16 protein-coding genes are annotated in these 18,917 nt (G+C 70.3%); 10 read left to right on the forward strand and 6 right to left on the reverse strand.

Annotated features, from left to right (window positions below):
• Positions 1-145: 145 nt before the first annotated feature.
• Positions 146-652, forward strand: coding sequence for a type II secretion system F family protein (locus ACZ466_RS22185; protein WP_378284884.1), 507 nt, complete (start codon positions 146-148; stop codon positions 650-652).
• 150 nt (positions 653-802) lie between these two features.
• Here the strand turns inward: ACZ466_RS22185 and ACZ466_RS22190 are convergent, their stop codons facing one another.
• Complete coding sequence (locus ACZ466_RS22190; protein WP_378284885.1) at positions 803-1,753, reverse strand: RNA ligase family protein; 951 nt, start codon at positions 1,751-1,753, stop codon at positions 803-805.
• Positions 1,754-2,136: 383 nt separating this feature from the next.
• Between ACZ466_RS22190 and ACZ466_RS22195 the strand changes: the two genes are divergently transcribed.
• From ACZ466_RS22195 to ACZ466_RS22210, 4 genes are all read left to right on the forward strand, one after another.
• Positions 2,137-2,358 (forward strand): DUF4244 domain-containing protein, encoded by a 222-nt coding sequence (locus ACZ466_RS22195; protein ID WP_378284886.1) that lies wholly within the window; start codon positions 2,137-2,139, stop codon positions 2,356-2,358.
• Between the two features lie 26 nt (positions 2,359-2,384).
• Positions 2,385-2,780 carry a TadE family type IV pilus minor pilin gene (locus tag ACZ466_RS22200; protein WP_378284887.1) on the forward strand — a complete coding sequence of 132 codons (396 nt, stop codon included), beginning with the start codon at positions 2,385-2,387 and terminating at the stop codon, positions 2,778-2,780.
• Between the two features lie 162 nt (positions 2,781-2,942).
• On the forward strand, positions 2,943-3,305 hold the full coding sequence (locus tag ACZ466_RS22205) for an Rv3654c family TadE-like protein (protein WP_378284888.1): 363 nt from the start codon (positions 2,943-2,945) through the stop codon (positions 3,303-3,305).
• A gap of 254 nt (positions 3,306-3,559) precedes the next feature.
• Positions 3,560-4,867 (forward strand): hypothetical protein, encoded by a 1,308-nt coding sequence (locus ACZ466_RS22210; RefSeq protein ID WP_378284889.1) that lies wholly within the window; start codon positions 3,560-3,562, stop codon positions 4,865-4,867.
• Positions 4,868-5,219: 352 nt separating this feature from the next.
• Here the strand turns inward: ACZ466_RS22210 and ACZ466_RS22215 are convergent, their stop codons facing one another.
• Positions 5,220-5,411, reverse strand: coding sequence for a hypothetical protein (locus tag ACZ466_RS22215; RefSeq protein ID WP_378284890.1), 192 nt, complete (start codon positions 5,409-5,411; stop codon positions 5,220-5,222).
• 375 nt (positions 5,412-5,786) lie between these two features.
• Between ACZ466_RS22215 and ACZ466_RS22220 the strand changes: the two genes are divergently transcribed.
• Positions 5,787-6,137 (forward strand): hypothetical protein, encoded by a 351-nt coding sequence (locus tag ACZ466_RS22220; RefSeq protein ID WP_378284891.1) that lies wholly within the window; start codon positions 5,787-5,789, stop codon positions 6,135-6,137.
• Between the two features lie 596 nt (positions 6,138-6,733).
• On the opposite strand, the gene ACZ466_RS22225 is transcribed toward ACZ466_RS22220, so the two are convergent.
• On the reverse strand, positions 6,734-9,040 hold the full coding sequence (locus ACZ466_RS22225; RefSeq protein WP_378284893.1) for a DEAD/DEAH box helicase: 2,307 nt from the start codon (positions 9,038-9,040) through the stop codon (positions 6,734-6,736).
• Between the two features lie 249 nt (positions 9,041-9,289).
• Between ACZ466_RS22225 and ACZ466_RS22230 the strand changes: the two genes are divergently transcribed.
• Together ACZ466_RS22230 and ACZ466_RS22235 are read left to right on the forward strand one after the other, a co-directional pair.
• Positions 9,290-9,643: an STAS domain-containing protein gene (locus ACZ466_RS22230; protein ID WP_344594590.1), complete on the forward strand. Its 354-nt coding sequence runs from the start codon at positions 9,290-9,292 to the stop codon at positions 9,641-9,643.
• A 15-nt stretch (positions 9,644-9,658) separates the two neighbouring features.
• Positions 9,659-10,126: an ATP-binding protein gene (locus ACZ466_RS22235; RefSeq protein ID WP_378284895.1), complete on the forward strand. Its 468-nt coding sequence runs from the start codon at positions 9,659-9,661 to the stop codon at positions 10,124-10,126.
• A gap of 412 nt (positions 10,127-10,538) precedes the next feature.
• On the opposite strand, the gene ACZ466_RS22240 is transcribed toward ACZ466_RS22235, so the two are convergent.
• Entirely contained in the window at positions 10,539-10,937 is a 399-nt protein-coding gene (locus ACZ466_RS22240; RefSeq protein ID WP_378284896.1) for a YybH family protein, read from the reverse strand.
• Positions 10,938-11,796: 859 nt separating this feature from the next.
• On the opposite strand from ACZ466_RS22240, the gene ACZ466_RS22245 reads away from it, so the two are divergent.
• Positions 11,797-14,283: a sodium-translocating pyrophosphatase gene (locus tag ACZ466_RS22245; protein ID WP_378284897.1), complete on the forward strand. Its 2,487-nt coding sequence runs from the start codon at positions 11,797-11,799 to the stop codon at positions 14,281-14,283.
• 349 nt (positions 14,284-14,632) lie between these two features.
• Positions 14,633-15,109 (forward strand): SixA phosphatase family protein, encoded by a 477-nt coding sequence (locus ACZ466_RS22250; protein WP_378284898.1) that lies wholly within the window; start codon positions 14,633-14,635, stop codon positions 15,107-15,109.
• 4 nt (positions 15,110-15,113) lie between these two features.
• Here the strand turns inward: ACZ466_RS22250 and ACZ466_RS22255 are convergent, their stop codons facing one another.
• On the reverse strand, positions 15,114-17,468 hold the full coding sequence (locus ACZ466_RS22255; protein ID WP_378284899.1) for an FUSC family protein: 2,355 nt from the start codon (positions 17,466-17,468) through the stop codon (positions 15,114-15,116).
• A 197-nt stretch (positions 17,469-17,665) separates the two neighbouring features.
• Positions 17,666-18,877, reverse strand: coding sequence for a phosphoserine phosphatase SerB (gene serB / locus ACZ466_RS22260; RefSeq protein WP_378284900.1), 1,212 nt, complete (start codon positions 18,875-18,877; stop codon positions 17,666-17,668).
• Positions 18,878-18,917: the final 40 nt, after the last annotated feature.

The following is an 18,917-nucleotide window of genomic DNA, read 5'->3' on the forward strand; positions in this document are numbered from 1 at the left end:
GCCACCCCAGGGGCCAACAGCAGAGAGCAGCCTGAAAGATGGCCCCCGCAAAGAACGGCTCCGTCGCCTCACCTCGGCCCTGGTCTGCGTGAGCTGCGCAGTATGCGTCGGTGGACTGGCCGGAGCCATGGTCGGGCTCGCAGCCATGGCAACGGTCTATCGTGCGTTCAACCGCGCGGAGCGTATGGAGCACCGGAAGCGCCACGCGAGGTTGGTCGCGGACCTTCCCATCGCGGTGGACCTGCTTGCCGCCTGCCTGCGCGGCGGCACACCGTGGAGCGAAGCAGTGGAAGCCGTTGCCGGTGCCGTCGGTGGTCCGCTGGGCCACGAGTTGAACAGGGTCGCCGTTCAGATCCGGCTGGGCGCCGACCCCGCCGATGCTTGGCTCGCTCTCACCCAAGACCCGGCGCTGGCACCTCTCGCCCGTACCGCGGTCCGAGCCGTACAAAGCGGCGCCGCACCCGCGACTGCACTTGCTCGGCTTGCCCGTGACCAACGGCGGAACGCCCGGACGGCCGCCGCCACGCGTGCCCGCGCCGCAGGAATCAAGGCGTTGGCACCCATGGGTGCCTGCTTCCTCCCTGCCTTCGTGCTTCTCGGAGTGGTGCCGGCCATCGCCGGAGTAGCCTCCACGATCCTCCTGCCATCGTGACCCCGTCCCCCGGCAACCGATGTAGCGTTCCGCGGTCCCGTCCTTGGCGAGGGGGTGGCTAAATCTGCGGGGACCTCGTTCGCCTAGCTCAAGCGACCCAGAACTCGTTCGCATCGCTGCGCGTTGATGCCTCGGCCAAGTAGGGCTGTTTCAGCGGTGGTGAAATGTGGACAGTGCGCGGGCTGCCGGCATGAGCGCGGCGGCCAGGCGTTGACGATCGGACTCGGGCAGGCCGCCCAGGTCGTCATCGAGGTCGGCGAGCAGGTCGGCCACCACCTCGGTGGCCAATGCGGCGGTGTCAGCGGCTGGGCCGAGCTTGCTGCGGGCCCCGTCCACTCGCGGCGGGGTGAGGCGCTCTACTGCAGCCGCCAACAGCCAAGCCGGCACTCCCGTCACTCCGCCGGGCGGTGGCACGAACGGCCGGGCGCCGCTGTAGCGGGCGTCCTCGGCAAAGTCGGGATGCTTGACCTTCAGAACCGGCCGTGGTCCCAGTTCGCTCGTATCCCAGGAGCTGGCGGGCTTGAGGACGTAGCCTTCGGCGCGGTTGCCGGGCAGTTCGGGAAGGCCCAGCGCGTTGGAGACCAGCGTCGGGAAGTCGACCGTCAGCTCTCTTAGCTTCTGCCGCTGGCCTTGACCCACCAGCGGCACGCATCCCAAGCCCACACCGGCCACGAGGTCTGCCAGTTCCGCGCGGCTCATCCAGCGCTGGCCGGGTGATGCGCCGACGGCGCCGTCGAACGCCAGCCAGACCAGGTCAGGGCTGTACCACACGCCGGTCTGCACCGGGCCGATGTCCTTGACCGGCGGTACCTGCGGGTGCGGATAGCCTCCGCCGGCCAGTTCCCCAAACAAGATCACGTCCTGTCCGGCAGCCCGGGCCGCTGCCGCCGCCGCTGTCGCCAGTACCGGCCACAGCCGCGTTACCCCGAAGAACGTCTCGAGCCGATCCTCGTCCAACAGCCCGCGTCGCCCGGCGGCCCGCGCCGTCCGGCCGTCGCTGACCAACGCGAGATGGGCGCCGTGCACCTTCTCTTCGGCCACCCAGGTCCCGCCGGGCAACGGTCCATCGCCGAACCGCTGCGGGATTTTCGGATACCACACGGCCCTGACCTCCGTTCCGTGACCGAACGCCCCGCTTGCCAGGCCGAGACAGTCTGGCGGGCAGCTTCTCGGACGCACACATGAAGATCAATTTGTTTTCGGATGTCCCGTTCAGAGGCTTCCCGAGGGCGAGCTCACCTTGACGAGAGTGCGTTGAATGGCCGGTCGCCCAGAAGCGGGCTGGACGGGCCAGCGGAACGGCAAGACGGCAAGACGGCGGGACGGCGGGACGGTGGGCTGAGCCTGTGTTAGCTGGTCACGGCCCTCGCTCGGCTGGATGACCCGTTATCCACAGAACGTGATTCGCCTGTTGCCGGCCTCGCGAAGTCTGCAGGCTTGATGTTGGCGCCGATCGGTGCCCGCAAGGCGAAAGGAGAGCGTGTATGCGCTTCATGGCGAAGCTGGCGCGGCCATGGGCCAGAACGGCGGTGGTGCGGCGATGGCGAAGCGAAGCGAGGGATCTCGGGATGTCGACGGCCGAGTACGCGGTCGGAATGCTGGCCGCGGTGGCGTTCGCGGGCGTGCTGCTCAAGGTCATGACCGGCTCGGACGTCAAAGGCTTGCTGTTAGCCGCGGTCAAGAACGCTCTGCAGCAGGTCGGGTGAGAGGTCGCGCCGACCGGGAGCGGGGGATGGTGACGGCGGAGATCGCGGTCGCGTTGCCGGCGCTCGTACTGGTCATGGCCCTATCCATCTGGGGCGTGGTCGCCGCCTCTACGCAGATCGCCTGCACGGACGCTGCGCGGAGTGGGGCCAGAGCGGCTGCCCGTGGAGAGCCCATAGACGTGGTACGAGCACGCGTCGCCCGCTCCTTGCCTGCCGGAGCTTCAGTACGCGTCTATCGAGATGCGCAAAGCACCCGTGTCGAGATCGCCGCCCCGGTCGAAGCGCCCGCAAGCGCGGATCTCCCACCGCTCGTGATCCGAGTTCGCGCGACTGCGGTCACGGAACCCGGAGTTGGCGACCACGGCATGCGGCCCATGCCTCGCGTGGCGGTGCCGGCACGGACGTTGCGTAGTTCGGCGTGAGCGAGAGCCGACAGGAGGGAGGTGTTCATGACCGCTGCGGCAAAGTGCACTGGGCCCTCGGCCGAATGGTCCTGGAAGTGAGACACGGCTGGGTCCGTGCGTGAGGAGTAGGTCCGTGAGTCGGGAGGGGGTGTGGGGGTGTTCGTTGGGAGGGGACGAGATGTGTCGCTGAGCGATGATCGGGGGGCGGGGGTGGTTTGGGTGGTGGCGTGCATGGCGCTGGTCTGGGTGGTGGGGGTCGCGGCCATGACGGTGGGGGCGGCGCGTGTGACACGGCACCGCGCAGATGCTGCGGCTGACCTTGCGGCCCTCGGGGCGGCGGCGCGGGCGCCGGAGGGGACTGAGGTGGCCTGCAAGGCGGCGGCCGAGGCGGTGAGGAAATCGGGTGGCCGCCTGTCGGCCTGCTCGGTACGTGACCGTGTCGCCGAGGTCTCGGTGGCGATGGTGCTGAGAGGGCCGGTCCGCGGGCTGGACGTCGTCTCGCGGGCGAGGGCTGGTCCTGTGGAGCGCGAAAGCGTACCCTGACGGCCCATGTTCGTTGTACTGGGCGTCAATAGGTGTTCGGAGGGTGAGCCGTATCGGCTGGATTTTTGTCACCATCGGATGACTCTTGCTACCAGGTGGTACGTTACCCTGCCGTAAGCGCACAGGTACCACTCGACACGGCGACTGCAACGGCCACTCGCCTCCGCTCCCCAAGGGTTGAGCGCGACGCGGTCGGTCGGGCGTTCGATGAAGGGAATGAGGCCGTGACAAGGATTCGCAGGACTGGTGCACTCATGCTGGCGGCACCGCTTGCGATGGGCCTCCCGGTTCTCGGTGCGTCGGTGCCCGCCGAGGCGGCGGCGACGACGGTGCTCGCTCCCCAGAACGGTGCGGTGATCACGAGCGGATCCAATGTGACCGCCCGCGCCCATTTCGACTTCGCCGTGGACATGCAGCTGCGTGCCAACATTCCGGGGTCGGGCGACACGTTCCTGACCAAGCGGAACCTTGCGGGCGACATGTCGGCGTCCATTCCGCTCCGCCGCAACGGCCGGTACACCGTGTACATGAAGGGCGGCATCACCGGCCACGTGTACGACTCGAACACCTTCACGGTGCGGATCCCGCCGGCTCAGCCCAGCGGGGTGTCGGCGAAGGCATCGGGCGGCAAGCTCGTCGTGCAGTGGAACCTCGGCCTTGAGGACGACATCTCGGGCTATACCGTGAGCGCCGGTTCGGCCGGTTCCAAGAGCGGGTCGGCCGGCTCTCTCTGTTCGGGGACGAACTGCACCACGACGCTGAGCATCCCGTCCGGCGCCAGTGGCTCGATCCCGGTGAAGGTGCGTGCCAAGCGTCCTGACGGCCTGGGCGGTTCGGTCTCCTCGGGTATCGCGGCGACCAGCGCCTCGGTCGGCAGCGGCAGCGGGTCCGGCTCGGGTTCGCTGGGATCGGTTCCGCCCGCGGCACCGGGCGCCGCCCCTCCGAGCGGAACGGCACCGTTGAGGCCGTTCAACAACGAGTCGCCGGTGACCCTGCCCTCCGTCCAGCCTGACGGCGCCGCTCCGGGCTTCACCTATCCGACCCCGCAGGTGGCCAACCAGATGTCACCGAAGGCGGAGAACGCCTCTGCGATCGACAGCCTCCAGTGGGGCAAGAGCGTGGGCATCGCCCTGGTCCTGCTCGTCGTCGCGGCTCACCTGGGAACGTGGACCAGGCGCCTGCGCGTCGCGCAGGCCGGAGTGAGCGCTCAAGGCAAGGCCGCTCGCACGGCACGGGGCGGCAGCGGTCGCACACGGGTCCGCAATGCCCGAGAGCAGATCGCACGGGCCGAGGCGGTCGCCAAGACGAGCGAGCTCGCGGTGCCCTTGGCGGCGGCAAGCGGCGGCAAGCCCGCCCGGACGACGGCAGCTCGCAGGGGTGACACGAGTTCCCGACAGGGTTCCGCGTCCGCGCCGAGGGGTGGACGGCGTCCCGGCACGTCAGCGCGCGGCTCCAGTGGCGTGAGCGTGCGAATCGCTCAGCCAGGTAGCGGCGGCCCCCGACGTGAGCCGGTCGACGGTCGTGGCCGTCACGCCAACTCCCGAGGCCGCCGCCGCAAGTAAGGCGCAGCACGGCGGCCCTGTTGGTGGGCAGGTCTGGTGGCCTTGTGAGCTTGGGTTGTCGTCCCAAATCCCGGCCGAGACGGTGCTCCCCTTCCACTCCCACCTTCCGGTTCCCTGTTTCCCCTTCCGGTTCCGCGTTCCGGTTCCGCGTTCCGGTTCCGTCTTCCGGTTCCGCGGGCAGGTAGGTCTCGATCGGCTTGTCCAGCTCGAGCTTGCCCTCGCCGACCAGTTTGCAGGACGGTCACGGCGGTGAAGGTCTTGGTGTTGCTGCCGATGCGCACCGGGACCCTGCCTTGGGTCTTCAGGTCACCGGCGCCAGCGGTGTAGTGGCGCACGCGCCCGTCCTGTCCGGTTACCGAGGCGAGCGCGGCGGGGACCCGTTCTTGTGCACCAGCGAGTCGAGCCCCTGCTGGAGGGTGTCGGTGGATGACGAGGGCGGTGCCGCGAGCGTTCCCTGGGGGGCGACAAGGGCGCCCAGCAGCCCGAGGGCGCTGAGGGTGACGATGGTGGTCAGGCGGCGGTTGCGGCGGCGGTGATTGTTCATGGGATAACGCTAGGTACGCCTGTGGTGTCGCGCCGATAAGGCGAACTCCACTTCGAGGGTAGGGCTAGGACCACCATGACGATCTTGGCCGCGCTGGATGCCGCGTCGCCGCGACGTGGCTCCGGTGACGATGTCCCTGGATGGCGGGAGGGGTGGGGTGGAGTGTCGCGCAGGTGAGCTCGCTTCAGTGTGGGCAGAGCTTTGGTTGAGTCAGCCTGTTGAGGTTGGGCGGCGGCCGTGAGCGTGCGCGTTTTAGGGCCGCGTGCGGGGGATGCGTGTCTGGTGGGGGTGGTGTTTTGGAATGGGGAGGGTTTAGGCTCCTTTGCCAGCTGAGATCTCCCGGTGTGCCCGGAATCCGGAGAGGAGACCCTCCGTATGATCTTCTTGGGACTGGTGCTGGCCGTCGCCGCCGTTGTGGCCGGTGCGGCCGTGGTCATGGGGAACTCGGAAGCGGCCGGATTGACGTCGTTCGGGAACGAGGTTCCCGGTGTCACCGAGGAGTGGCAGGTCTTCATGGCCGGTGCGGTGGTGGCGATCGTCTTCATGGCGGGTGTCACGGTCGCGGCGCTCGGGTTCAAGCGGGCGGTGGGGATCCGGCGCGAGCTGCGCGACCTTCGAGACGAGCACGCGGAGTCGATGCAGACGCTGGAGTTGGAGAAGCGGCAGCTGCAGCGGGAGCTTGCGCAGGCTCGGCGCAACGCGCCACGCAACGCCCCTGTCGCGTAGTTCAGAGGATGCGGCCGAAGGTCCAGGTTGGTCGAACGGCGCGAAGTGAACAGCGTTCCATTGGTGGTTGGCCCATGTGGTGCGCGTTTCTCGGGCGATGCCACGTGCGAGTTTCGCACCTTGGGGTTGGGGTCGTCCCAGCGGACGTGGTCAGTAGGCGGTCGAGCCGTTGCGGTCTCGGGCCAGGTGTGGAGTTTCTCTCGGAGCCCTAGTCCTGTGGGCGATTCAGGGGCGGGCCGAGGTTGTGAGGGCGTTAGCTCTGGTCGGAGCCGAAGACGTGGAGGAACGTCCAAGGTGACGTTCGAGAGGGATGGCCTTGGGGCAGTTGATGTGCGTTCCTCGAAGGCGCCCCCATCGCTGCCCATCGGGGCGGCTATGGAGTCGGCCGTGGCGGGACCCTTGTACCGCGGAGAGGCCGTAGTCCGGCATGGACAGCGGGACTCGGGCGGATGGAGTCTGGCCAGGGGTGTCGTTTTGGGGTCGGCGATGGGTCTTGGACGGTCAGGCCTGCGGCGGGGGGCTTGGTTTCTGGGGCGCGGCCAGGCTTCGCCTTGGAGATTCGCGTGGGATCTTGTGTTGGGCAGTCGTCCAGAGGCCTAGCGGTCAGGGGCCTGTCGCAGGAGTTCTGCCAGGAGGATGAGGGCGCCTTGCTTGTCCAAGGGGTCGTTGCCGTTTCCACACTTGGGCGACTGGATGCAGGACGGGCAGCCTGACGCGCATTCGCAGGCGGTGATGACGTCGCTGGTGGCGCGGAGCCATTCGGAGGCGTCGGCGTAGCCGCGTTCGGCGAAGCCCGCGCCTCCTTCGTGGCCGTCGTAGACGAAGACGGTGAGCAGGCCCGTGTCGGGGTGGACGGCCGTGGAGACGCCGCCGATGTCCCAGCGGTCGCAGGTGGCGAAGAGGGGGAGCAGGCCGATCGAGGCGTGTTCGGCGGCGTGGGCGGAGCCGGCGAGGTCGAGGTCGCCCAGGTTCTCGATCTGCGCTTCGGAGAGCGTCCACCAGACGGCGCGGGTGCGGAGGGTGCGGGGCGGGAGCTCCAGTGGCTTCTCGCCCAGCATCTCGCCGGTCTGGAGGCGGCGCATCTGGTAGGCGACGACCTGGCGGGTCACGTCCACCGTGCCGTAGGAGAGGGTCGCCTCGCCCCAGGCGGTGGAGCGGAGGCGTTCGACGATGCTGATGTCGGTGATGTCGCGGGCGGTGGTCGAGTAGTCGGGGTCGGCGGCTTCCACGAGGGCCACGGAGTCGTCCAGGTCGAGGGTCTGGACGAGGTACGACTCGCCCTGGTGGATGTAGACGGCGCCTTCGTGGACGGTGGTGTGGGCCGACGCCTCGTCCACCGTGCCCAGCAGGCGGCCCGTCAGGGCCTCCACGACCTGGATGGGGGTGCCTCCGGCGCCGCGTATGTCGGCCAGGTCGGTGGCCTTGTCGCGGCGCGTCCAGTACCAGCCCGCGGGGCGCCGGCGTAGGAAACCGCGGCGTACGAGGTCGGGTAGGAGGTCTCGGGTGGACGGCCCGAAGAGTTCTGTGTCGGCCTCGGTGAGCGGTAGCTCGGAGGCCGCCGCGCACAGGTGCGGTTCGAGGACGTAGGGGTTGTCCGGGTCGAGGACGGTCGCTTCCACCGGGGTGCCGAAAATGGCCTCCGGGTGGTGGACGAGGAAGGTGTCCAGGGGGTCGTCCCTGGCGACCAGGACCGCGAGGGCCGACTGCCCTGAACGGCCCGCGCGGCCGGCCTGCTGCCACAGGGAGGCGCGTGTCCCGGGCCAGCCGCAGACGACGACGGCGTCGAGGCCCGAGACGTCCACGCCTAGTTCGAGGGCGTTGGTGCTGGCCAACCCGATGATGGAGCGCGAGCGCAGGGCGTCCTCGAGGGCACGCCGCTCTTCGGGCAGGTACCCGGCCCGGTAGGCCGCCACCTGGTCGGCCAGCTCGGGCGCCGCCTCGTGCAGCGCGCGCTTGGCGCCGAGGGCCACCGACTCGGCGCCGCGGCGAGACCGTACGAAGGCCAGGGTCTGCACCCCCTCGACCACGAGGTCGGCCAGCAGGTCCCCTGCCTCGGCCGTCGCCGTACGGCGGACGGGGGCGCCGCGCTCACCGCGCAACTCGGTCAGGGGCGGTTCCCACAGCGCGAAGGTTGCGGGGCCGCGCGGCGAGGCGTCGTCATGGACCGCGACCACGTCCAGGCCCGTCAGGCGGGAGGCCGTGGCGGCGGGCTCCGAAGTGGTGGCCGAGGCCAGGACGAAGGTGGGCTCGGCCCCGTAACGGGCGCACACCCGGCGGAGCCTGCGCAGCACCTGGGCCACGTGGGAGCCGAACACGCCCCTGTAGCCGTGGGCCTCGTCGATGACCACGTAGCGCAGTCGCCTCAGGAACGAGGTCCAGCGCGCGTGGGCGGGCAGGATCGAGCGGTGGAGCATGTCCGGGTTGGTCAGGACGTAGTTGGCGTGCTGCCGCACCCAGGCGCGCTCGTCCCGAGGGGTGTCGCCGTCGTACGTCGCCGCGCGCACACGGGTCAGGCGCAGCCCCCTCAGCGCGCGCAACTGGTCCGCCGCCAGAGCCTTCGTCGGTGCGAGATAGAGCACAGTGCCCTCGCGCCGCGCGTCCTCCTCGTAGATCGCGGCGACCGAGGGCAGCAGGTAGGCCAGCGACTTCCCGGACGCGGTGCCAGTGGCGATGATCACAGAACGGCCAGCGCGGGCGTGCTCGGCGGCCGTGGCCTGATGCTCCCAGGGAGCCTCGATCCCGGCCGCCGCGAGCCGCTCCACCAGCAGCCCCGGCGCCCAGTCAGGCCAGCCCGCACGACGCCCCTGACGTGCGGGAACGCTCTCCACATGGGTGATGCGTCCACGGCGCGTGGGGTCGGCGAGCAGTCGGTCCAGGGGAGAAGAAGATCTTTGGACGGCCATCAGGTTTTCAGTTTGCCAGCCTGGGCAGAACAACGGGAACGCCCCGGCGCCGGTGGCTCCGTACCCCCTGCCATGACCGGTGGAACAGCAGGTCAGCGGGATGGCGCGAAGTTTCGCCCGAGTGGGCGATTATCTGCGTAAGCGACGCCGGAGCGTGGTTGAATCACGGGCGGAGTTCCGTCGCCGCAGGGCGTCCCGGCGGTGCGGCGGCTCCGAGAGCACAGTGAGTTGTAGGGCGCTGGAGGATCTGTGGACCTGAAGGTGAACGACCGCACCACCGAAGATGGCCTCACGGTCATCACCGTGGAGGGCGAGATCGACGTCTACACGGCGCCGAAGCTTCGTGAGAAGCTCATCGATCTGGTCAACAAGGGGAAGTTCCACCTGCTCGTGGATATGGAAAAGGTCGAGTTCCTCGACTCCACGGGCCTGGGCGTCCTCGTCGGCGGGTTGAAGCGGGTGCGTGCGCACGACGGCTCCCTGGAGCTGGTGTGCACCCAGGAGCGCATCCTCAAGATCTTCCGCATCACCGGGCTGACCAAGGTCTTCGGCATCCATGACTCGATCGCCGAGGCCGAGGAAAAGCGCAAGGGCGCGAAGTAGCGGCACGCGGACGACATGGCGACCGTTGAGCTCTCTTTCAGCGCGCTACCCGTCCACGTCCGGACGGCCCGGCTGATCGTCACCGCCGTGGCCCGCCGCAGCGGAGTGGCCGAGGCCCTGCTGGACGAGGTTCGGCTGGCGGTCGGTGAAGCGTGCTCCCGGGCCGTGGAGGCGCACCGGAGGCGCTGCCCGGACGAACCGGTGCGGCTGGAACTGAGTGGCGCAGGCCACCGGTTCGAAGTCGTCGTCAGCGACGCCGTCCCCGAGGACGACGCCGCCGGCGGCCTCGCCGAGACGGCCGGCCTGCCCGAGGTCAGTGGTCCGGACGAGGCGTTCGACGAGGTGTGGGGTGATGACACCGCCGAACTCGGCCTGGCCGTGATCGCGAGCCTCGCCGACGACGTGGACTTCTCCTCCACCCCCAAGGGCATGCAGATCCGGATGAGCTGGCCCGCCGCGGGAGAACCTCCTCCGATCTCCTGACGGACCGGAGAACCGACCCGACACAAAGATCGCGGCCGCCCGACCGGGCGGCCGCGATCTTTCTTTCTCGCCCTTCCGCTTCTGCCCCTCCGGCGTCTGCTGGAGGGGCAGCGGCTTGTTGGCTGGTCGGCTTGGGCTGGCCTCGGCTCCGGGATCTGCCAGAGGGAACAGAGGCTTGATCGGCGCTCGCCTTGAGTGGGCCGCCCCTCCGGCATCGGCGGAGGGGCGGAGGCTTGATGGCTCGTCGGCTTGGGTGGGCCTCGGCTCCGGTGTCTGCTGGAGGGGGGGAGGCTTGTTGGCTGGTTGCCTTGGGCTGGCCTCGGCTCTGGCGTCTGCTGGAGGGGTGGTGGCTTGATGGCTGTCGGCTTGGGCTGAGGCTGGTGTGGGGTGCTCTGGACGGCCTTAGCGGGGCTCAGGAGGCTGTGCCGAAGGGGTTGTCTATGACGTAGCGCCAGCGGCCGTCTCGCCCCTGGCGGGCCACATCGGCGGCCGTTCCGTCGTACTGGAAGCCTTGGCCGTCAGGGGTGGTGCCCTTCATCGTCCAGTCGACGACGAGGAGGGCGATGTCGTCCACGACGTAGGTGTGGCGGGGCCTGGCTTCCAGGGTGGTGCCCATGCCGATCATGTGGCGGTGGGCTGCGAGGCGTTCAGAACCGGTGACGGGGTGTCCTGGACGGGGAACGAGGAGAGCGCGGTCCTCGTAGAGACGGTCGAGCTCTTCCGCGGACGTGCCGTAGGCCGCGCTGTAGAGGCGGATGTGCTCCGCGAGCTCCGCGGTCTGTCGCGGGTCCGGTACATGGTGAGTTGCCATGTCTTACTAGCGAAACATCCGGCCATGTCGGCCGGCAACTGGTTTTCACCTGACGCATGTGCCCGGTGGGGCCGTTCGGCGGACGAGGCCCGCGCGCTCTTCGGCGGTCGCCGGTGCCTGCGACCGCTGAGGTCCTGCGGACGGCAGGGCCGCGAGGGTGGGCCGCGCGCCCCGACTGCGGTGATGCGGGCCGTCGTCGTCCGGGGGCGGCGGGGGCCCTGGGCGCGCCGAGCGTCCCGTAAGGCCGCCCTGCGGCACACATGGCACTCCTCTTGATCTCCAGGCGCTCTAGGAGGGGTACGGGCTCTCCCGGGCGGGTCCAGGGCGCTCGCGTGGGCAGTGAGCGCTCTCGCGGCCGTCGCGGGCTGTCGGTGGTTGTTCGGCGGCTCTTTGTGGTGCGCGGGTTGCGGGGGTGGGGAAGGCGTTTCGAGGGGGGCGGTGGCTGGGTGGGGTTGGGGGTTATGGGATGTTGTTTGCGGCGATCTTGGAAAGGTTGTGAATTTTGGGCGGAATGTAATTGGTATTTGTGTTGGGAGGTATCTGGGAGGTGAGGCGTGCGCGACTCGGGGGCGGCCTGGATGGTCAAGATTCAAGATCGTAATGGTCGGGGGCGTGCACCCATGGTCACCTGCGGTGATGCTGAGTGAGGGCAGGTTTCAGGGCAAATTCTGACGGACCGCAGATTGGGCTTCCCTGACTCCTCGATTGAAGCAAGGTAAGTCTTCTCTTCCGTCCACCTCGTGCGTAGACTCCCGGCACCCGCGTTGCCGTGCGGGCGTCTAAAGCGCCACCCGCGTGGGTACGCGGTAAAGATCGTCCATAGACGGTCGAGTCGCAATGCCCCTGTCGAGGAGGACGGATGTCTGGGCTTTCCCTGTCAAGCCCGGCCGGCGCAGACGTGGATCTCGGCGGCGGCGACCTCTCACTGGTTGTCGTCGTCGCCGTGATCGCGCTGCTGGCACTGGTCGTCGCCGGTGGTCTGGTACGCGAGGTACTGGCCGCGGGTCAGGGCACCGAGAAGATGCAGAACATCGCGCGAGCCGTGCAAGAAGGCGCCGGCGCGTACCTGAAACGCCAGTTCCGTACGGTCGCGGTCTTCGTGATCCTGATCCCGCTCGTCCTGCTCCTGCTCCCCGCCGACTCCACCGGTGAACGGATCGGGCGCTCGGTCTTCTTCGTCATCGGGGCGCTGTTCTCGGCCGTCACCGGGTTCGTCGGCATGTGGCTGGCGGTGCGCGGCAACGTCCGGGTCGCGGCGGCGGCCCGCGAGGAGGGCGGCGAGAAGCGGGCGATGCGGATCGCCTTCCGCACCGGCGGCGTCGCCGGGATGTTCACCGTGGGCCTGGGGCTGTTCGGCGCCGCGGTGGTCGTGCTGGCCTACCAGGGCGACGCGCCGAAGGTCCTGGAGGGCTTCGGGTTCGGCGCGGCGCTGCTGGCGATGTTCATGCGAGTCGGGGGCGGGATCTTCACCAAGGCGGCGGACGTGGGCGCCGACCTGGTGGGCAAGGTCGAACAGGGCATCCCCGAGGACGATCCGCGCAACGCCGCGACCATCGCCGACAACGTGGGCGACAACGTGGGCGACTGCGCCGGGATGGCGGCCGACCTGTTCGAGTCGTACGCGGTGATGCTGGTCGCGGCGCTGATCCTGGGCACCGCGGCGTTCGGCACCGAGGGTCTGGTGTTCCCGCTGATCGTGCCGATGATCGGTGTGATCACCGCGGTGATCGGGATCTTCGCGGTGGCGCCCCGCGACCGCGACCGTTCCGGGATGTCGGCGATCAACCGCGGCTTCTTCATCTCCGCGATCATCTCGGCGGTGCTGGTCGGGGTGGCGGCCTTCGCCTACCTGCCGTCCTCGTTCGCCGAGCTGACCGGCGTCTCGGACCGGGCGATCCAGGGACTGGACGCCGATCCGCGGGTGGTGGCGTTCGGCGCGGTACTGATCGGCATCGTGCTGGCCAGCGCGATCCAGCTGCTGACCGGCTACTTCACCGAGACCAACCGCAAGCCCGTGCAGGAGGTCACCGGCAGCGCCCGCACCGGGCCGGCCACGGTGATCCTGTCGGGCATCTCGCTGGGCCTGGAGTCGGCGGTCTACACGGCGCTGGTGATCGGTGGCGCGGTGTACGGGGCGTTCCTGCTCGGGTTCGGCAACACCACCGTCGCGCTGTTCGCGGTGGCGATGGCCGGCACCGGTCTCCTCACCACGGTCGGTGTGATCGTGTCGATGGACACCTTCGGCCCGGTCTCCGACAACGCCCAGGGCATCGCCGAGATGTCGGGCGACGTGCAGGGCGAGGGCGCCGCGGTGCTGGAGCGGCTGGACGCGGTCGGCAACACCACCAAGGCGATCACCAAGGGCATCGCGATCGCGACCGCGGTGCTGGCGGCGACGGCGCTGTTCGGGTCGTTCCGGACGACGGTGGTGTCCGCGCTCTCGGACGCCTCGGACGAGGCCCGTGAGGCGCTCGGCACGTTCGCGTCCTTCAGCCTGTCGATCGACCAGCCGAACGTGCTGATCGGGTTGATCGTGGGCGCCGCGGTGGTGTTCATGTTCTCCGGGCTGGCGATCATGGCGGTGGGCCGGGCGGCCGGCCGGGTGGTCGTCGAGGTGCGCGAGCAGTTCCGCACCAAGCCGGGGATCATGGACTTCTCCGAGAAGCCCGACTACGACCGGGTGGTCGACATCTGCACCCGGGACGCGCAGCGGGAGCTGGCCACGCCCGGCCTGCTGGCGATCCTGACCCCGATCGCGGTCGGGTTCGCGCTGGGGTACGCGCCGCTGGGCGCCTTCCTCGGCGGGGCGATCGCGGCCGGTGTGCTGATGGCGGTGTTCCTGGCCAACTCCGGCGGCGCCTGGGACAACGCCAAGAAGCTGGTCGAGGAGGGCAACCTCGGCGGCAAGGGCAGTGAGGCGCACGAGGCGACGGTCATCGGCGACACCGTGGGCGACCCGTTCAAGGACACCGCCGGTCCCGCGATCAACCCGTTGATCAAGGTGATGAACCTGGTCGCGCTGCTGATCGCGGACGCGGTGGTGACGTACGCGGGGAACGTCCCGCTGCGGATCGGGGTCACCGTGGCGGCGGTCGCCGTGGTCGTCGGCGCGATCGTGATCTCCAAGCGGCAGGCGGACCCGATCGGCGCGGGCGACGCCAAGCCCGCGGGCGGTGGCACGGGCGACGCGGTCCCTGCCGCGCGGACCGCGGTCCCGGACGAGTCGGTGGCCTCCGGCGACGCCGCGGAGGCGGTCGAGGCCGGGAACGGAACGGGTGCGAAGGGCGACGCGGCCGGTGAGGCGACCCCTGATCCGGGTCAGACCTCCTCGGCCAACAAGGCCTGATCCGAACCACCTCGGGGAAGGGGCCGGCGTCATGCCGGCCCCTTTCTCCTTGCCTGGGCGGGGGTGTGTCCGGGGTGGACGGGGGGCGCACATAGGCTGGCAGTGGACGACGATACGAAGGAGACGCGGCTGTGAACGATGGCGGGAAGTCCACCATTGCCGGGCCGAAGGGCTTTGCCATCATCCTGGGCGGGATGCTCGGGGTCATGCTGGTCCTGTGGGGGATCGCCGCCCTCGTCGCTCCCTGAGCGGGACTCCGGAGTAAAGCTTTCGCATTGCCTGGCGGCGGGTGCATGCGCGTCCTGTAAGGAAGACCGGCGGCTTCCCTGAGGAGGACTAGGGTGACGGCATGCCGTCGCTCATCGTTCTCCGCCATGCCAAGGCCGCCGCTGGGCCGGGGCTCGCCGACATAGACCGTCCTCTCAACGACCGTGGACGGCGGGACTCCACGGCCGCGGGCGAGTGGCTGCGGAACGAGGGGCTGACCCCCGACCTGGTGCTGTGCTCGACCGCCGTCCGGACCAGGCAGACCCTGGAACGGCTGGCGCTGGCGACCAACCAGGTGAGGTTCGAGTCCCAGATCTACGACAACGACGCCGACACGCTGCTGGCCCTGGCCCGGGAGGCGGGGGACGAGGCCGGACGGGTCCTCCTCGTCGGGCACAACCCGTCGGTGCATCAGCTCGTGCACGATCTGACCGGCGAGGCGCCCGAGTCCTTCCCCACGTGCGCGCTGGCCGTGATCGACGTTCCGGGGGCGTGGAGCGAGATTCGCCCGGGGGTGGGTGACCTGACCTCCTACCGCACTCCCAAGGGCGGCGCCTAGCGCGTCAGGAGACGGGGCGGGGTTCCTTGGAGTCGGCCTGCTCCGCGGCGGCCGAAGCGAGCTGTGCCTGTGGGGCCAGGGCCGCGCAAGTGTTCTCGATGAGGGTTTCGACGTCGGCCCGGAGCGAGCGTGCGGTGTAGCGGGTGCCTGAGGATTGCAGGAGGGCGTGTCGCAACGGGGTGAACTCGTCGGTGCTCACACCGGCCTTGATTTCCTCGCGGCGGCGCCTGGCCAGGGCCGACAGGTGGGTGTCCAGGTCGGAGAACTCCTCGTCCAGCCGTTCGTTAGGGGACGGGGCGTCGGGAGAGCCCTCGTCCAAGGCGGGTTCGGGCTCGTCCAAGGAGTCGGCCACCTCTTCCAGATGGTCGGCCAGGCGGTCCAGGATCTCTGGGAGCGGGCCTGCGTCGACCTCGTGTTCACGGGTCATGCGGCCGATCGCTATGAGGTTGTCGCGGACGCGGTGGGCGGCGTCGACCGCGTTGCCGAGCCGGTCGATCAGGTCTTCGTCGGGCAGGCGCTCGTGGACGAGCCGGCTCCGGGTGTCGGCCAGGGTCTCCGCGGCCCGTTCCGCGGCGACGAGCTGATCGTGCGGGAGCCGTTCCAGGTTGCCCTCGACGACGGCGGCGGCCGAACGGGCCAGGTCCGCGTGCACGCTCAGGAGGCGGTCCGCCTGGACCGGCAGCCGCTCGGCGTGCCCGGTCGGCCACAGCAGCCGGACCGCGAGGAAGGCCAGCAGCCCGCCCGCGATGGTGAGGCCGATCCGCTCGCCCGCGTCCACCCAGGTGGACGGCACGGAGAAGCCCAGCAGCATCATCGCCACGACCGTGTTGAACAGCTCCCAGTAGACGAAGTTCACCGCCCGCAGCGTGAAGCTGACCAGCGCGAACGCGAAGATGATCAGGGCGGTGGCGGTCTGGTCGGGGGCCAGGGCGAGCAGCAGCGCGGCGATGGCGGAGCCGACCGCGGTGCCGCCGACCCGCTGGACGACCCGGTCGACGGTCTGGCCGTAGGTGCCGCGCAGGCTGAACATGGCGGTGATCGTCATCCACTGGCCGTGCGGCAGGTCCAGCGCGGTGGCGAGGAACATGGCCAGGAACGCGATGAAGGTGACCCGTCCGACCTCGCGGAACCCGGGTGAGCGGGTCCGCACGGCCCGGCCCAGCCGCCCCCACGTGCTGACCGGGCCCGGGACCTCGGCGAGCAGCCGGGGCGGGCCGAAGCCGATCCGGACCCCGCCGGCCGCGAGCCGCCGGGCGGCGTTGACGCCGCCGGCGATCCGTTCGACCGACCGGCGGATCTGCACGATCAGCGCGACCGCGACCAGGTCCTCGTCGCCGGCCAGCCCGGCCCGCCGGATGCTCTCGGTCTGCCGGCCGAACCGGCGGATCGCGGCGGACTCCACGGTGCCCAGGGGCGCCTTCCCGGTCGCCTCGATGGCGCCGGCGACCAGCCGGACCCGGGCGGCCAGCGCCGCGATCGCGACCCGGGCCTCCTGCTCCCACTCGCGGTCGGGCGGGCGGCGCCGCGCGGCCTCGACCAGGGCCCGCAGCGCCACCGTCTCCTGCATGATCCGGGCGAGCGCGTCGATGAGCCGCTCCGGCCGGGTGGGCTCCTCGCGGCCGCGTCCGGAACGGTAGAAGCCGTAGGTGGCGCGGGCGGCGGTGAGGGCCTGGGACGCGGCGCGACGGCGTTCGTCCCAGTCGGGCTTGCGGGCGACGGAGGCGAGGCCGGGATCGGTGAGCTCGACGGCCTCCAGGGGGCCGGGGTCGGGGCCGCCGACGTCCTCGGCCACGGCGTCCAGGGCGGCGGCGACGGCGTCGGCGGCCTCGCTCAGCGTGGTCCGGAGCGGCCGCAGCCGGCGGGCCGGCCACGGGGCCAGCAGCAGCGCGGTGGTGAGCAGCCCGCCGAGCAGTTCCAGGAAGCCGCCGTACAGGACGTCGCCGGTGGGCGGGCGGATGGCGGTGAGCAGCACGGCGAGCCCCGCGGTGGGACCGATCCAGGGGACGGCGCTGCCGAGCGCGACGACCGGCGGGACGACGATGACCGCGAGCCAGGCGTGCGCGGCCAGGTTGCCGCCGATGGTCGCGCCGACGGCGATGACCAGTACGGCGCTGGCGAGGTTGCGGGCGCGGGCGCCGTACGGGCCCTCGGGGGTGCGCAGCGCCACGAGGTAGGCGCCGAGGGCGATGAGCCCGCCCTGGGCGGCGTGGCCGGTGAGCGTGCCGACCAGGAGCGGCAGGGAGATCGCGAGGGAGGCGGCGAGCCCGTAGAAGGGCGCCGTCTGCCCCTCGACCCTGGCGTACGCCTCGCGGGCGCGCTCCAGGGCCGCCCTTCGGTCGCCGCGCAAGAAGTGGCGCACGTCTCCCTCGCCGGTCCGTGTCGGGTCCGCTCATGTCGGTTTCGTGGCGTTCTGGACGATCAGCATGTACCCGCACGGGGCACCGGCGATAGTCCGGACGGCACGGCGGACGGCTCTTTCCGGCTGTCCGGAATCAGCCGTAGCGGACGCGCGTCAGCGAGCCCGCGGGCGACGGGCGTGGTGCCGGCAGGGAAAGGTCAGCGCGCGGTGTGGACGGCGTCGGCGGCGTCGGCGGCCTCGATCTCGTCACGGGAGATCCCCAGCAGGAAGAGGATCGTGTCGAGATAGGGCACGTTCACCGCCGTGTCGGCGGCCTTCCGGACCACCGGCTTGGCGTTGTACGCCACGCCCAGCCCGGCCGCCTGGAGCATGTCCAGGTCGTTGGCGCCGTCGCCGATCGCCACCGTCTGGCTGATCGGGATCCCGGCCTCGCGGGCGAACCGCTCCAGCGCGGCGGCCTTCCCGGCACGGTCGATCACCGGCCCGGTGACCCGCCCGGTGAGCTTCCCGTTCTCGATCTCCAGCGTGTTGGCGGCGGAGTAGTCGATCCCGAGGTCCTCCACCAGACCGTCGGTGACCTGGGTGAACCCGCCGCTGACGATGGCGAACTTGTAGTCGAGCCGTTTGAGGGTGCGCACCATCGTGCGGGCCCCGGCGGCCAGCTCCACCTGGTCGCGGACCGCGTCGATCGCGGCGGCGTCCAGGCCGGCCAGCAGCGCGACCCGCTCCCGCAGCGAGCCCTCGAAGTCGAGCTCGCCGCGCATCGCGGCCTCGGTGACCTTCGCCACCTCGTCCAGGCACCCGGCGTGCCCGGCCAGCAGCTCGATCACCTCGCCCTGGATGAGCGTGGAGTCGACGTCCATGACGATCAGCCGCTTGGCCCGCCGGTGCAGCCCGCCCTGCTGGACGGCCACGTCGACCTGCCGCTCGGCGGCCTCCACCGCCAGCGCGGCCCGCAGCGCCTCCGGATCGGCGCCCGAGACGTCCATCTCGATGCAGGTCACGGGGTAGTGGGCGAGCCGTTCGATGCGGTCGATGTTGGCTCCGCCGGCGGCGATCCGGCCCGAGATCCCGGCCATCGCGTCCGGCCGGAGCGGCGCCCCGAGCACGGTGACGTGCAGCCGGCCGCGGCGGCTGGGCATGCTCTTGTCGCGGCCGGTCGACATCTCGATCTCCATGTCGAGATCGGTGGCGACCCGTTCCGCGGACGTCCAGACCCGGCCGATGTCGGTGCCCTCGGGGTAGGTGACCAGGACGCCGAGGACGAGCCGGCCGCGGATGACGACCTGCTCCACGTCCGCCACCGTGAGCGGGAACTCGGAGAGCATGGTGAACAGCCGCGAGGTCACCCCGGGGCGGTCGCGGCCGGTGAGCGTTATGAGCAGCGTGCGCTGTGCTGACCCGTTCATGCTTTTCACCACGCTACCGGGCCGAGCCAAAGCACCGCGC

The organism is Actinomadura rugatobispora, assembly GCF_055379765.1.